We start from the raw sequence: 14354 nt of genomic DNA, 5'->3' as shown, positions 1-14354 counted from the left end.
TCCCGAAAGGTTGTGCGCGTTTCCGAAAGGGCGATCAGGCGCCGAGGCGCGTGATCTTGTGCTGGCCGGTGGCGAAACCGATGTGTTTCTGCTCCATATAGAACTCGAAGCTCCAGTCGCCGCCGTCGCGGCCAATGCCGGAAGCCTTGACCCCGCCAAAGGGGGTGGGCAGGTGGCGCACGTTTTCGCTGTTCACCCAGATCATCCCCGCCTCCAGCCGGTCGGTAAAGCGCAGCGCGCGGGTCAGATCATTGGTCCAGACATAGCCGGTCAGCCCGTATTGGGTGTCATTGGCGATCTCCAGCGCTTCGTCCTCGGTCGTGAACGGGATCGAGGTCAGCACCGGGCCAAAGATTTCCTCCCGTGCGATGCGCATCTGGTTGTCCGCGCCGGTGAACAGGGTGGGTCGGATGAAATAGCCCTCATCCCCGATGGCCTCACCACCGGCCGCGATGGTGGCGCCATCTTCGCGGGCGATGTCGAAGTACGAGGTCACCTTGTCATAGTGTGTTTTACTGATCAGCGGACCGATCTCGCTGGCGGGATCCAGCGGGTGACCGACCTTGATCCGGTTCACGCGCTCGACCAGCCTGGCCTCGAACTCTTCGCGAATGCTGTCCTGCACCAAAAGGCGCGAGGAGGACGTGCAGCGTTCGCCATTGATCGAATAGATCATGAAGATCACCGCATCCAGTGCGCGGTCCAGATCGGCGTCGTCAAAGACGATCACCGGGTTCTTGCCGCCCAGCTCCAGATGCACCCGTTTCAGCGTGTCTGCGCCCTGTTTGGTGATGAGAGACCCGGTGCGGCTTTCTCCGACAAAGGCGATGGCCCTGATGTCGGGATGTTCGGTCAGGCGTTTTCCTGCGTCTTCGCCGTAGCCGTTGACGGTGTTGAGGACCCCCGGCGGAAGGCCCGCCTCTTCGGCGATCTCGACCAGCAGGCGCGCGGTCAGCGGCGAATCCTCGGCCGGTTTGTGCACCACGGTGCAACCCGCCGCCAGCGCAGGCGCAATCTTCCAGGTGGACAGCATGAAGGGTGTGTTCCAGGGCGTGATCACCCCCACCGGGCCAATCGGCACGCGGGTGGTGATGTTCATCAGGGTTGGCGATTTCAGGTGCTGGCCATCGCGGGCCTGAACCACCTGATCGGCGAAATAGCGAAAGTTCTCCGCCCCGCGCAGGGCCGCCTTGGACATGAAACGCAGGGTCTGGCCGGTGTCCCAGCATTCGCACAGGGCGATTTCTTCGGCGCGCGCCTCGATCGCATCGGCAATACGCAGCAGGATCTTGCGCCGTTCGGTGGCGGGCATGTCGCGCCATGCGGGGAAAGCAGCCTTGGCAGCGGCGGCGGCCTGGTCCACGTCGCTTTCGGTGCTGCGGGCCACGTCGCAGATCACGCTCTTGTCCACCGGAGAGGTCGACTGGAACACCCCGCCTGCGCCAGCCGTGTCCTGCCCGGCGATGCGGTTCTGGATACCGGTGTCCTTGAAGCGCGCCAGATAGCTGCTGAGTTTTTCGATATTGCTGGCCAGATCGCTCATCACTGCTCTGCCTTCTTCATGTGGTCGCGGATGGTGCCGCATTTGGGGGAAAGGTCGGGGTCGATGTCGCGCATCTCGAACGACAGCGCGAGGGAATGGCTCTGCATCGCGGGCTCCAGATATCTGCGCGCAGCCTCGAAAATCTCTGCCGTGGCGCGTTTGCGTGTCTCAAGGTCACGCCCGCCGCGCAGGCGCACGGCGATATCCACGTAGCCATGCTTTGGATCGCCATCGGCAATCGACACATGGGAAGCCGCAAAGGCCCGCACCCGGATGCCCGCCAAAGGCAGTGCGCCGGTCCTGGCGGCGGCCAGTCGCAGAGCATCGCACAATCCCGCGATATCGGCATAGCCTTCGACATTCCGTGAATAGTCGACCGTGATATGGGGCATCGGATGCGCTCCTTCAATTAATTAACATGTGTAACAAATGGAGGGGGCAGCGTCAACCCGCGTGCGCAAGGCGCGCAATGCAATTGCACTCAACGGGTGTTTAAGGTGATAAACATCCATGACCAGAACTTTGCCATCGACCAACCGCTCTCTGCCGATCGCCCTTCTGCGGGCGCGCGAACGGGTTATGGGGCCGATCCGGGCGCTCCTGAGCGACTCAAATCTGACCGAACAGCAATGGCGTGTCTTGCGCGTCGTGCAGGAAAGCGGGCCAACCGACCCGACCCAGATCTCGGAAGAGGCCTGCCTGCTTTTGCCGAGCCTCACGCGTATTCTTCAAAAGCTGGAAGAGAAAGAGCTGATCAGCCGGAGCCGCGATTCGGTTGATCGCCGTCGCCAGGTTGTGACGATCACGGCTGCCGGTGAACAAATCATCGACGACAATATCGAGGCCAGCATGGCTCTGGTCGAGCGAACCCGCCAGAAGATGGGCGAAGAGCGCTACGAGGCGCTCCTTGATCTTTTGAACGATCTGGACCGGATCGATCTTTAATCCGGTTTGCGCAAAAAGACCTGAACGTCTGCCACATTGGTGCCGGTGCCCCCGGTCATGACCAGGGCATCGGCGGCCTCAAGGGCGGCGTAGCTGTCGTTATTGGCCAAAAGAGCCTCGGGATCCTGACCTGCATCGTAAATGGCCTGCCAAGTGTCTGGCCCGACGATACCGCCGGCGGCATCGGTGGGGCCGTCACGCCCGTCGGTTCCGCCAGACAGGAAGATCCAGTCGCCGCCGAGCCGCTTGGCGCCCAGCCGCGCCACCCGCAGGGCCAGTTCCTGATTGCGTCCGCCAAGGCCCGTTCCATTCAGGCGCACTGTGGTTTCCCCGCCAAAGATCAGCGCAACTGGCTTGTCACTTGGGGCGTTGCTGGCAGCATCCAGAACGGTTTGCGCGGCCTCGGCCACGTCGCCGGTCAGGTGGTCGCTGACAATCTGCGCCTCCCATCCGCTTGCTGCGTCCTTCATTGCGGACAGGCTGTGGCGGTTCGATCCGATCAGGATGTTTTCTGCTTCTGGCAGCGCGATATCATCCTCGGGCAGGGACAGGTGCGCCCTGACCGCTTCGGGTGCGTCTGCCCAGATCGCCGCGCGCTCCATCACCGCGCGGGCCTCGGCCTTTGTGCCGATGGGCGACACTGTTGGCCCGGATGCGATGGCGCGCAGATCGTCGCCGATCACGTCGGACAGGATGTATGCGGTGACCGGGGCAGGCGCCGCGTGGCGCAAGAGCCCGCCGCCCTTGAGGTCCGAAAGCTGCTGACGGATCAGGTTCATCTCGTTGATCTCAAGTCCCGAGGCCAGCAGCAGGCGGCCGACCTCGGATTTGTCCGCCAATGTCAGCCCCGGCGCGGGGGCGACCATCAGGGCCGACCCCCCGCCCGAGATCAGCGCGATGACCCGGTCCTGTGGCGCCGCCTGTGAAAGGAAATCCATCACAGCGCGCCCAGCGGTTGCGCTGGCTTCATCCGGCACGGGATGGCTGCCCGCCATGACCTTGGCGCCGGGCAGGTTGCAGAGGTTTTCCGGGTTTGTCACCACAAGGGCCGCGCGCGGTTCGGGGATATGCTCCAGCGCCTCGCGCATCATCGGGATGGCCGCCTTGCCCACCGCGAGGACCAGGGTGCGACCGCCTTGCGGCAAGGGCGGCAGAGGTGCCGCGACCAACTGCTGGCGCAGCGCTCGGGCCGGATCGGCGCGGTCGACGGCGGCGGAAAACAGCGCAAGCGCGGTCTTTCGAAGGTCACTCATGGTTCATGTCCCCGTCTGGCGCTGCGCTGTGCGGCGCGCTCGTTCATGTTATCGCTAAACTTGCGGGGTCTTCTGCCCGAAACCCAAGGGCTGCGTCAACCTTTGAGCTGGGCCATGGGGCGGGGGCGCGCGAACTTGCGTGGGCCCTCTGTCGTGATCTGATCAAGTGACAGTGTGTGGTCGGCGTTCCTCATTCGGTGGCGCAGCATTGTGCGGGTGAGGCGGGCAAGGTCTGCCTGCATGGCGGGGTCCTTTGCCACATTCTCCATCTCGCCCTCGCCGTGGTGATCGAACAGGAGGGGCGGCAGATCGGCGGCGAACTCCACCAGTGTGAAACGGTCGTCCCGCAGAATGGCAAGGGAGGAATTCGACAGATCCAGACCCGGCAAGGCATCGGCTTCTTCCGGCTGGGCAAAGTCCAGTTCCGAATAGGAATAGCCGCGCCAGCCCGCAGGACGATCTCCGCGCAGAAGAGGCAAGAGCGAGGCGCCATCCATCGCGTTGGGGATCTCTTGCCCAACCCATTCCAGAATGGTTGGGGTCAGGTCGATGGATTCGGTGATGTCCGTCACCCGGCTGCCCGCGCGGGCCTCATTGCCGGGCAGGCGGATCATCAGGGGTGTCTTGTAAGCCGCATCATAGACCGAGAATTTGCCCCAGCTGTGCCGGTCGCCCAGCATCTCGCCATGGTCGGCGCTGATGATCACGAGGGTGTCTTCCTCCTGACCGCTGTCCTTCAGAAACTTCAGCACGCGCCCGATATGGGTGTCCACCTCGCTGGCAAGTCCAAGGTAGAGTGCGCGCAGGGTCTGAACCGCTTCGTCGCTGGCCTCCAGCTCAGGAAAGCCCAGAACGGTCGAGGCCGGTGTGATCGCGTCCATCATCGGCCCAAAGAAGGGATGCATCGCGCGTTCGGCCTGCGCATCTGCCAGCCGTGTGGGCAGGGGCAGCGCGGCGGGGTCATACATGGCATTGTAGGGGGCCGGGGCCACCAGCGGCGGATGCGGGCGAATGTAGGTGAGATGCGCGAACCAGCTTTGGTCGCCGTAGGCGGGCATCGTGGCAAGGAAACGATCTGTCAGAAAGGCGGTGTCGCTGTCTTCGGCCCGGTAGGGCGCGGGATCATTGAGGCGCGGCGTGCCGCCCGTGGATGAGACGGGTTTGTAAAGATCCCAGTAGTCGTCGAACCTGTAGCCCCTGTTCAGCAGATGAGACCTCCACGGATAGGACATCTCAAGCCGCATCTCCAGCATCTCGTGAAAATCCGCCATGTGGTATTCATATGTCTGGACCGCCGGATCATTCGGGTGATGCACGCGCGGATCACGGGAGGTGTCGGTATAGCCGAACAGCATCGGCAGGTAGCCGCTTTTGCGCATCTCACCCGCCAGCGTCGGGGCGTCATGGCGCAGGGGCGTTCCATTGCGGACCGAGCGGTGGTTCATCGCATATTGTCCGGTCAGGATCGAGGCGCGCGATGGCCCGCAGGGGTTCACCACGGTGTAGTTCCGCTCGAAGGTGACGGCGGTGTCCATAAAGGTGTGCAGATTGGGAAGGTCCACGTGGGCAGCCAACGCCCCGCTCAGGCAATCGGCCCGCAGCTGGTCGATAAGAATGAACAGAACATTCTTGCGCTCTGCGGTCATGGCGTTTGTCTCCTCCGCCTCTCTTCGGTGCCAGATAAGCCTGCCGCGTCAGCCTTGGGAAGCGTTTTCTTGACAACAGAATTCTGTGACGAGTGACCGTTTTGTGTGAATGTGAGTGGCAATCTGTGGGAAAATCGGTCATGTTAGTGCTAACTTTTGTGTCTGGCCTCTGGATGTGACTGACGATTTCGTGTCCTCTTCTTCCACAAACCTCTCCCGCCGCGAGGAAGAACTCGTCGATGCGCTGCGTCGTCTTGGCGGCTCTGGACGCAGCGGCGAACTGGCGCAGGTGCTGAACGTGTCCGAGGAAACCGTGCGGCGCACGATCAAGGCGCTGGCCAAGGGCGGTCTGGTGGAGCGTGTCCACGGCGGCGCACATCTGGCGGGCGGGGCCTCGGGCACCAGTTTCTTTCGCCGGATCACGAAAAACGCGCCGGAGAAACAGCGCATTGCCGAGGTCGCTGCGGGCAGGGTGCCGGATGGCGCGACGGTCTTTCTGGATGTCGGTTCGACAACCGCATTCGTGGCCGAAGCCCTGAGGCAGAGGCGCGATCTGACGGTGGTCACAAACTCCATCGGCGTCGCCCAGACGCTGGCGAGCCACAATGGCAACCGCGTGCATCTGCTCGGCGGAGAGATGCAAAGCGACGAGCGCGGCACCTTTGGGCCGGTGGCCGAACAACAGGCGCAGCAGTTCGCCTTTGATGTCGCGATTCTGTCGGCGGATGCCTTTTCGGCCAAGCATGGGGTTCTGTTTCAGAATGCCCCCGAAGCCCAGCTTGCGCAGGTGATCGCCGATGCGGCCGAAACCGTGATGCTGGTGCTGGACCACGGCAAGTTTGGCAAGACCGCACCACACCGGGGACCAGAACCGCATCAACTGGACGTTCTCGTGAGCGATCAGCTGCCGGGCAAGAAACTGGCCAAGGCGCTGGGGGACTGGGACATCGCTGCCGCGATCGCAGACCTTCCGGCTGACCAAGACCAATAATCGGAGACGTAGATGGCAATTCTGACCTTCCTGACCAGCCTGATGGGCGCAACAATGCTGCTGCTGTTTGCGGTGCGGATGGTGCGCACCGGGATCGAGCGCAGCTATGGCGCCTCGTTTCAGCGGCTGCTGACGGGGGCAGACAGCCAGTTTCAGGGTGCAACCGCGGGCATCGGTCTGGCGCTGGTGCTGCAAAGTTCGGCAGCCGTCGCCTTGTTGGTGACGGGATTCGCCGCGAGCGGTTATCTGACCTTTCCCATGGGCCTTGCCATTGTCCTGGGCGGAGACCTTGGTTCGGCGCTGATCGTTCAGGCGTTGTCCTTTCGGTTGGACTGGCTGGTGCCGATGCTATTGGCCGTTGGCGGCTACCTGTTTGTCAAAACCGAGGCCAAGAAGCCGCGCCAATTGGGGCGCATTATCCTTGGTATTGCCTTTATCCTCATCTCCCTGCGGTTCCTGCGCGAGGCGATGGATCCCATCCGTGACAGTGCCTTTCTGCCTGCGATCGCGGGCTATCTGGCGCGGGACTATATCACGGCCTTTCTTGTGGGCGGGGCGCTGGCCTTTGTGATGCACTCGTCCGTGGCGGCGATCCTGATGTGCGTGACCCTGGTGCAGATCGATGCATTGCCATTCGCGGCGGGGCTGTCGCTGGTGCTGGGCGCGAACTTTGGCTCGGGATTCATCCCCGTCTGGCTTAGCCGGGGCATGGCGATCCGCGCCCGCCGCATCCCATTCGCCAATCTTGGCCTGCGCGGCGCTTGGGCAATCCTCTGCCTTTTCGGGGCGAACTTTGCCCTCCGGCAGGGGCTCATTGGGGATCCGCAAGGCGGGCAGATGCTGGTCTATGCCCATCTGGCCTTCAATACCTCCCTGTTGCTGGTGGCCCTGCCATTGTGCCGTCCGGTGCAGGCGCTGATGGTCCGTTTGCTGCCGGAAACCGGTGCAGGGGAGGCTCAGGTGCCAACACGCCCGGCCTCTGCGCTGGTGCCCGGCGACTATGCCTCGCCGACCCTTGCGATCTCCAACCTCAAGCGCGAGCTGTTGCGCATGATCGACCTGATCGACACCATGTTCCGGCCTGTTCCGGATCTGTATCGCGGCGGGAATACAGGCCAGATCAAGGCGGTTCAGGCGCTTGATCATGAGGTCAACGCCTGCCTTTCCGGCATACGCGCCTATGTGGCGGGCATCCCCGAGGGTGCCTTCAGCAAGGGCGAGCTGAGAACCGCGCGCGACATGGTGGAATACGCGATCCGTCTGGAAACTGCAGGCGATGTGGCCGCAGCGCGTCTGGCCGCGCTTGCGGGCGAGAAAAACAAGAAGGGTCTGAAATTCTCGAAGGATGGCTGGGGGGAAATCACGCGCATGCATGAGGCGATCATGGCCAATCTGCGGCTGGCATCGAACGTGCTGATTTCGGACGATCTGGAAAGCGCGCGCCTGCTCAACCTGGAAAAGACCGAGGTGAAACGGATGGAGCGCGAAAGCCGCAAACGCCACCTCAAACGCCTGCAGGGCGGTGTATCGGAGAGTTTTGAGTCCTCTGATATCCATCTGGAAACCCTGCGTGCCTTGCGGGAGTTCAACAGCCATATCGCGGCGGTGTCCTATCCGGTTCTGTATCAAAACGGGCAGTTGCTGGAGACCCGGCTGATTCAGGAAATGCCGCCCGAGGCTGTGAATTGACCGTGCGGCTGGTGGGAAGGGTTTCCATTCAGAAAGGCGCAGAGCGACTGTGAGTACCTTCGTTATCCTGATCGTTCTGTCCGCAGCCATGCTGCATGCGGTGTGGAACGCCATCGTCAAAACGGCGGCGGATCGCACCACCATGCTTGGGCTGGTGGCGCTGGGCCATGTCATTCCGGGCATTGCAATGGTGCTGCTGCTGCCGCTGCCCGCGCCCGAGAGCCTGCCTTATGTGTTCTCATCGACCCTCGTGCATTTTGGATACTTCTACATGCTGGGGCGCGCCTATGAGCACGGAGACCTAAGCCTCGTCTACCCCATCGCGCGCGGCATCGTCCCGGCGCTTGTGGCGATCTGGGCTCTGCTCTTTGTCGGGGAGGTTCTGCCGCTGCAGGCCTGGGGCGGTATTGCCCTGATCGCATGCGGCATCCAGCTCAGCAGTTGGCAGGCCCTGCGCGCAGGCTTTGGATCCGGGGCCAATCCGGGCGCGGGGCGTGCGGCGCTGGGCTATGCCGTAGGGACGGGCTTTTGCATTTCCGCCTATTCGCTGATTGATGGTCTTGGCGTGCGTCTGTCGGGCAATACACTCAGCTACTGGGCCTGGGGGGCCTTTCTGCATGTCTTTGTGATGCTCTTTATCGGGATGCGCAAAAGGAAAAGCCTCGGCGCGCTGCGGCCCCGAACCTGGATGATCGGCATCGGCGGCGGGTTGGTGTCGATGGCTGCCTACGGTCTGGTTCTATACGCCAAGAATTTCGCCCCCCTCGGTGCGGTCTCTGCCCTGCGGGAGACCTCGGTCATTTTTGCAGCACTCATCGGATTCGTTTTCCTGAAAGAGGGTAACTGGATGCGCCGCCTTGGCGCGGCGGTGCTGATGGCAGGGGGTGTTGCCCTGATCGGAACGTCTTTGTGATGGCTATCATCGCGTCATCGGTGCCCAATCTGCGGGCAGCAGCGTTGACGCAGGCCAGAGCGGGGCGCAAACTGCGTGTCGTCACGGCTGTGCTGTGGCGCATTAAGATCAAGGCAAACCTGAGCTTTCAGGCGCTTCTGGACCGATCCGGCCGCCATGGTGCGACATTCTGGCCTTATCAATTTTTGAAACTGTCACTGTCGGCTGAGGCGGAGCGCCCGCAAGCTTTTGTTACGTAAGACAACGAAAATAAAAAAAACGATCAATAGTCCTATAGGGAGACACCAAACCATGACTGCAAAACACAACCTGACCCGGCGCTCTGTGCTGAAGTCGGCCGGCGCGGCGGCGCTGGCGGCTCCGCTCTATTCCAAAAGCGCGCTGGCCTCCTCGGGTGAAGTCAACATCCTGATGTGGTCGGATTACCTGCCGCCCTCTTTCCTGGAGGCTTTTGAAGCCGAAACCGGCATCAAGGTGAATTACACCGGGATCGGCTCGAACGAGGAAATCATCAACAAGATGAAAGCGACCAAGGGTCAGGGCTTTGACATCGTCTCCCCGACCAACAACCGCTCGCTGCAGTGGGGGCCGCTGGAGCTCTTGCAGCCCTTCGACATGAACAAGGTCAACATCGATGCGGTAAACCCGGCGATGGCCAAGATCGGTACGGATGCCTGGAACTTTGACAGCAAGGGATCGCACTGGCTGCCGCATATCTGGGGCACCGAAGGCATTGCCTACCGCACCGACAAATGGCTGCCCGCTGGGGACGCGCCCTCTTATGGTGATGTCTGGAGCGAAGAAAATGCCGGCAAGACCATGGGCCGTGCCCATTCGATGATGCTGGGCGCGGGCCTTTACATGGAAGCCTCGGGCGAGATGGAGCCCGGGTCTGTCTGGGCCGCCTATGAAGACGAAGAGACCATGCGCAAGGTCTGGGGCCAGATCACCGACTGGTGCGTGGCGCGCAAGGACCGGATCAAGCTGATCTGGAACGATGCGGACACTCAGAAGAACGGTCTTCTGAACGAAGGCGTCGTGGTCGGTCAGACCTGGGACGGCCCGCCGCTGGCGCTGAAATCCGCAGGCGAGCCGGTGCACTATCAGGCACCCGTCGAAGGTGCGATGGCCTGGGTCGACGGCATGTCCATGCCGGTCGGTGCGCAGAACATCGAGCAGGTCTATGCCTTTATCGAGTTCGCTTACCGCAAGGAGCCAGCAGGCGTTGCCATCGACAGCCATGGCTACAACTCGCCGGTTCTGGGCGCCGATGCCTTCTCGGGCGACACCTACAAAAAGAACTTCGCCGAAGCCTATCCCGGCGACAGCCTGGCCAATCTGAACCCCTGGCCGGCCGAGGCGCCCTGGTACGCCGACGTGCGCACCGAGTTCGTCAACAAGTTCAAGAGCGCCTGATCCGCGCCTGACACCAAACTGGCTTCCCGGTGCATCCGGGGGGCCAGCCACGCGCCATGGGGCGCAAGACGCAAACATCAATTGAACGGGTGCGGCGGGCACCGGCTGGCATCGTGTCACCGGGCTGGTGGGTTGCATCTCGGGGAGAGGCCATATGACTGCTGGGGTCGGCGTAGATCTGGAGAAACTCTGGATCCGATTTGGGGATTTCGTCGCCGTGCGCGACGCGAACGTGACGATCAACGGGGGCGATTTCTTCTCTTTCCTCGGCCCCTCGGGATGTGGCAAGACCACGATCCTTCGGGCGGTCTCGGGGTTTCTCGAACCCAGCGAGGGCCGCGTGCTGATCGGCGGCAACGACATGAAGGGCATTGGCCCCAACAAACGCCCCACTGCGCTGATCTTTCAGAACCTCGCGCTGTTCCCGCTGATGAAGGTCTGGGAGAACATCACATTCTCGATGGAGATCAAGGGCGCCTCGGCCAGGGAACGCCGCAAGCGCGCCGATGAACTGCTTGATATGATCGCGCTGCCGGGACAGGGGGACAAGCTGCCGTCGGAACTGTCCGGTGGTCAGCGCCAGCGCGTCGCCATCGCCCGTGCCCTCTGCGCCGAGCCGGATGTTCTGCTGCTTGATGAACCTCTGTCGGCGCTGGACCTCAAGCTGCGCCAACACATGCGCACCGAACTGCGCGAGATCCAGCAGCGGGTCGGCATCACCTTTATCTACATCACCCACGATCAGGGCGAGGCGCTGACCATGTCCGACAATATCGCGGTGATGCGGGCAGGCGTCATTGATCAGATCGGCGATGGCAAGACCGTCTACAATGACCCCTCTACCGCCTTTGCGGCCTCTTTCGTCGGGGAGAACAACGTTTTTCGCGGCAAGGTCAAGCAGGTCTCGGGGGACAGGGCGCTGATTTCCACCAACCGCTCCGGTGACCTGCTGGCGCGGATTTCCACAGCCAATCAGGGCAAGATGCAGCCCGGAGATGACGCCATGCTGTTCATCCGCCCCGAAGCCTTTGCCCTCGCGCCGGCGGGCGCCACCGGCGATCACTTTGTCACCGCGACCGTCACCAACGAAGAGTTCGAAGGCAATGCCTTCAACATCTTTATGGAAGGTGATGGCGGCAAGGAGCTGAAGGTTTCCCTGCCCAACCTTGGCCAGTCGTTCGATAGCCACAAGGGCGAGGCGATGACCCTGCAATATGATGTCCAGAACGCCGTGGCCCTGCCCGCGGGCGAACTGGCCACAGAATAGGAGGCGATCATCATGCCTCGTTTCTTGAGGGAATTCTTCAATCGCAACGGCGTCGGCATTGGGTCTTTGATGCTGGGTCTGGTCCTCTTTTGGACCATCGGCCTCATCATCCTGCCGCAGCTGTCTATGCTCGACTTCTCGTTTAGGCCCAACCTGCCCCCGCCGGAGATTGGCGGGCCCAAGGATGTCTACACGGTCGAGAACTACAAATACCTGATCTTTGGCCCCGAAGGCGGAAGTCAGGAGTATAACGCCGTCGATCTACGGGTGTTCTACCGAACCCTGATCGCAGCCGTGTTCGTGACGCTGTTCAACCTGATCCTGTGCTATCCGATCGCCTATTACCTGGCGCAGACGAAGGGCAACCACATCCGCATCTTTGCACTGATGCTGATCATCCCCTACTGGATCAACGAGATCCTGCGCGCCTTTGCCCTGCGGATCATCTTTGGCGAAACTGGAGTTCTGAACACTGCGCTGGTGGGCCTCGGGATTTTTGACACGCCCTTTGACTTCATCCGCAACGACATCGCGCTCTATGCGGGGCTTGGCTATGCTTATATCCTGTTGATGATCTTCCCGATCTACAACGTGATCGAAAGCCTTGATCGCAACCAGATCGAGGCGGCGCGCGATATGGGCGCAAGCTGGCCGATGATCCACCGCCGGGTGGTGATCCCCTATGCCAAACCCGGCATTTCCTCGGGCTGCACCATGGTTTTCATGCTGTCCGCCGGTGCGCTGGCGGCGCCGCAGATCCTGGGCGGTCCGTCGTCCTTGTGGTTCACGCAGCTGATCTATCAGCAGTTCAATGACAACAGCGACTGGCCACAGGGCGCGGCTTACGCGGTGGTGCTGCTGGTGACCTGTATCCTGCTGGTTCTGGCAGTGATGCGTCTGTTCAAGGTCAACATGGGGGATATCGGCAAATGAAGTCTTTCTCCTTCATGCGCGTCAGCATCTGGGTCTATCTGGCGATCTTCTTTGCCTATCTCCTAGGCCCTCTGGTGATCATGTCGATCACCGCCTTCAACAGCCCCGAGTTCCCCCGCGCGACCCCCTGGGAGTGCCTCACGTTCGAGTGGTTCGCGGCACTGTTCCAGGACGAGCGGATCCTCAACGGGATCAAGAACTCGATCCTGGTCGGGGCGGGCACCGTGGTGCTGTCGGTCGCCATGGGTCTGGCGGGGGCGCTGATGCTGACCCAGATCTGGCCGAAACTGCGCGCGACCTACTATACGATCATAATCGCGCCGATCCTGATCCCCGGTGTGGTCATCGGTATCTCGACGCTGGTGTTCTGGGATCGGATCAACCGGATGGTGGGCCTTGGCGCCGATAGCTTCCTGTCAAACGGGCTGTTCCTGACGGTGATCGGCCAGTCCACCTTCATTGCCAGCTACTGCATGCTGGTTCTGGTGGCGCGTCTGCAACGTTATGACACCGCCCTGACCGAGGCGGCGCTGGACCTTGGCGCCACCCACGCGCAGGCGTTCCGCAAGGTGCTGCTGCCCTTCATGAAGCCGGCGATTGCCTCGGCCGCCGTGCTGGCCTTCCTTGCGAGTTTCGAGAACTACAACACCACCACCTTTACCTTTGGCGAATACCCGACGCTGACGATCGAACTGGCGCAAAAGGTCCGCTATGGCATCACGCCCGCGATCTCGGCGCTGGCGTTCATCATCGTGGTGTTGACGGTCTTTGCCGCGCTGTTCAACGAGGCCAATATCCGCCGCAAGGATCTGGTCGCGGCGGCCCGCAAGGATGCCACGGTCGAGGAACTCGAAAGCGGCAAACTGCGCGTTCCGGGTTTCCTCAGCTCCAACTGGGCGGCGGTTGCCTTGGTCGTGATGGCCTGCGCCACGGTTGTCGTGGTGGGCACCGCCACGGTCTACAGCCCCGCGCAGTGTATCGCCGACGTACAGGAGCAAAAGCGCATCGAGACCGAGCTGCGCATCCAGGAGCTGCGCCAGCGCCGCGCCGAGGAAGCCGCCCGCAAGGCGGCAGAAGAGGCCGAAACAGCTCCGAAACCACAGGCAGCGCCTTCGGGCAACAACTCCGGCTTTGGCGGGGTGTTCAGCCCCAACGCCCTGACCGGCGGCGGAGAAGAGGAAGAGAGCAAGGCGCCCGAGGCGGAGGACAACAGCAACTCCGGCTTTGGTAACGTCTTTGCCCCGAGTACGTTGAGTGGTGATTGACCTCGGCTAGACGAAATTGAAAAGGCGGCCCTTGGCGGGGCCGCCTTTTCGGATATGTCTTCTGTTCATGCTCGTCGGCTTTGCGGACAAATCTGCCCTTCGATATGATTGAAACAACGACTGCTTTTGGTTCAACCTACGCCACCGTCTGCCATACCGTTCCCCTTGCTTCGGGCGATCTCTTTGGCATCGTAACCGGCACCCGGAGTATGCGGCCCGTGTGCCTTTGGTGGCTGATTCTTCCGACGCTTTCTAGAACCTAGAACGAGACCGACGACCAGAAGGCAGACCAACATTGAAACAATTATTAGGGCTATCTGGTTGGCTGTCAAATCAAACTCCTAAGCACGATATGGTGCTCGCGATGTATAGCATCCATTCGTGTGAAGTGCAGCATCCGTCACCAAGGGCTCAAAGCGGAGCAATATGAAACTCCGAGATATCTTGAGACAGACACTTGCCCAACCCTTCTGAGGCCAATACCACCCGGGAC

The 14354-nt window shown here is 61.7% G+C and carries 13 protein-coding genes; 9 read left to right on the top strand and 4 right to left on the bottom strand.

Annotated elements, in window-relative coordinates; genetic code table 11:
* Positions 1-34: 34 nt before the first annotated feature.
* Both hpaE and AADA15_RS12415 read right to left on the bottom strand, forming a co-directional pair.
* Positions 35-1543, bottom strand: a complete 1509-nt coding sequence (gene hpaE / locus AADA15_RS12420; RefSeq protein ID WP_341641872.1) for a 5-carboxymethyl-2-hydroxymuconate semialdehyde dehydrogenase — start codon at positions 1541-1543, stop codon at positions 35-37.
* A complete protein-coding gene (locus tag AADA15_RS12415) occupies positions 1543-1935 on the bottom strand; it encodes a 5-carboxymethyl-2-hydroxymuconate isomerase (RefSeq protein ID WP_341641871.1) in 393 nt (130 codons plus the stop codon). Before AADA15_RS12415 ends, hpaE begins: the two co-directional genes overlap by 1 nt.
* A gap of 118 nt (positions 1936-2053) precedes the next feature.
* Here AADA15_RS12415 and hpaR point away from each other — a divergent pair, with 118 nt between their 5' ends.
* Complete coding sequence (gene hpaR / locus AADA15_RS12410; protein ID WP_341641870.1) at positions 2054-2488, top strand: homoprotocatechuate degradation operon regulator HpaR; 435 nt, start codon at positions 2054-2056, stop codon at positions 2486-2488.
* Here the strand turns inward: hpaR and AADA15_RS12405 are convergent.
* Positions 2485-3741 (bottom strand): glycerate kinase type-2 family protein, encoded by a 1257-nt coding sequence (locus tag AADA15_RS12405; protein WP_341641869.1) that lies wholly within the window; start codon positions 3739-3741, stop codon positions 2485-2487. The genes hpaR and AADA15_RS12405 overlap by 4 nt on opposite strands.
* Positions 3742-3836: 95 nt before the next feature.
* Positions 3837-5387 (bottom strand): sulfatase-like hydrolase/transferase, encoded by a 1551-nt coding sequence (locus AADA15_RS12400; protein ID WP_341641868.1) that lies wholly within the window; start codon positions 5385-5387, stop codon positions 3837-3839.
* A gap of 175 nt (positions 5388-5562) precedes the next feature.
* On the opposite strand from AADA15_RS12400, the gene AADA15_RS12395 reads away from it, so the two are divergent.
* The 8 genes from AADA15_RS12395 (at position 5563) to AADA15_RS12360 (ending at position 13861) form a co-directional block, all read left to right on the top strand.
* Positions 5563-6378 (top strand): DeoR/GlpR family DNA-binding transcription regulator, encoded by an 816-nt coding sequence (locus tag AADA15_RS12395; protein ID WP_341641867.1) that lies wholly within the window; start codon positions 5563-5565, stop codon positions 6376-6378.
* Positions 6379-6390: 12 nt separating this feature from the next.
* Positions 6391-8067 carry a Na/Pi cotransporter family protein gene (locus AADA15_RS12390; protein ID WP_341641866.1) on the top strand — a complete coding sequence of 559 codons (1677 nt, stop codon included), beginning with the start codon at positions 6391-6393 and terminating at the stop codon, positions 8065-8067.
* Positions 8068-8116: 49 nt separating this feature from the next.
* Positions 8117-8980, top strand: coding sequence for an EamA family transporter (locus tag AADA15_RS12385; RefSeq protein ID WP_341641865.1), 864 nt, complete (start codon positions 8117-8119; stop codon positions 8978-8980).
* The gene (locus tag AADA15_RS12380) at positions 8980-9219 is read left to right on the top strand and encodes a hypothetical protein (protein WP_341641864.1); all 240 of its coding nucleotides are present in this window, start codon (positions 8980-8982) and stop codon (positions 9217-9219) included. The genes AADA15_RS12385 and AADA15_RS12380 overlap by 1 nt, the downstream gene beginning before the upstream one ends.
* Positions 9220-9271: 52 nt before the next feature.
* Positions 9272-10396, top strand: coding sequence for an extracellular solute-binding protein (locus tag AADA15_RS12375; protein WP_341641863.1), 1125 nt, complete (start codon positions 9272-9274; stop codon positions 10394-10396).
* A 154-nt stretch (positions 10397-10550) separates the two neighbouring features.
* Positions 10551-11663, top strand: coding sequence for an ABC transporter ATP-binding protein (locus AADA15_RS12370; RefSeq protein WP_341641862.1), 1113 nt, complete (start codon positions 10551-10553; stop codon positions 11661-11663).
* A gap of 12 nt (positions 11664-11675) precedes the next feature.
* Positions 11676-12596: an ABC transporter permease gene (locus tag AADA15_RS12365; RefSeq protein WP_341641861.1), complete on the top strand. Its 921-nt coding sequence runs from the start codon at positions 11676-11678 to the stop codon at positions 12594-12596.
* Positions 12593-13861 carry an ABC transporter permease gene (locus tag AADA15_RS12360; RefSeq protein ID WP_341641860.1) on the top strand — a complete coding sequence of 423 codons (1269 nt, stop codon included), beginning with the start codon at positions 12593-12595 and terminating at the stop codon, positions 13859-13861. The genes AADA15_RS12365 and AADA15_RS12360 overlap by 4 nt, the downstream gene beginning before the upstream one ends.
* Positions 13862-14354 lie beyond the last annotated feature (493 nt).

It is taken from the genome of Phycobacter sedimenti, from assembly GCF_038148855.1.
Taxonomy (GTDB): Bacteria; Pseudomonadota; Alphaproteobacteria; order Rhodobacterales; family Rhodobacteraceae; genus Phycobacter; species Phycobacter sedimenti.
The sequence above is the reverse complement of the archived record's forward strand: the minus strand, read 5'-3'. Positions and strand labels throughout refer to the sequence as shown.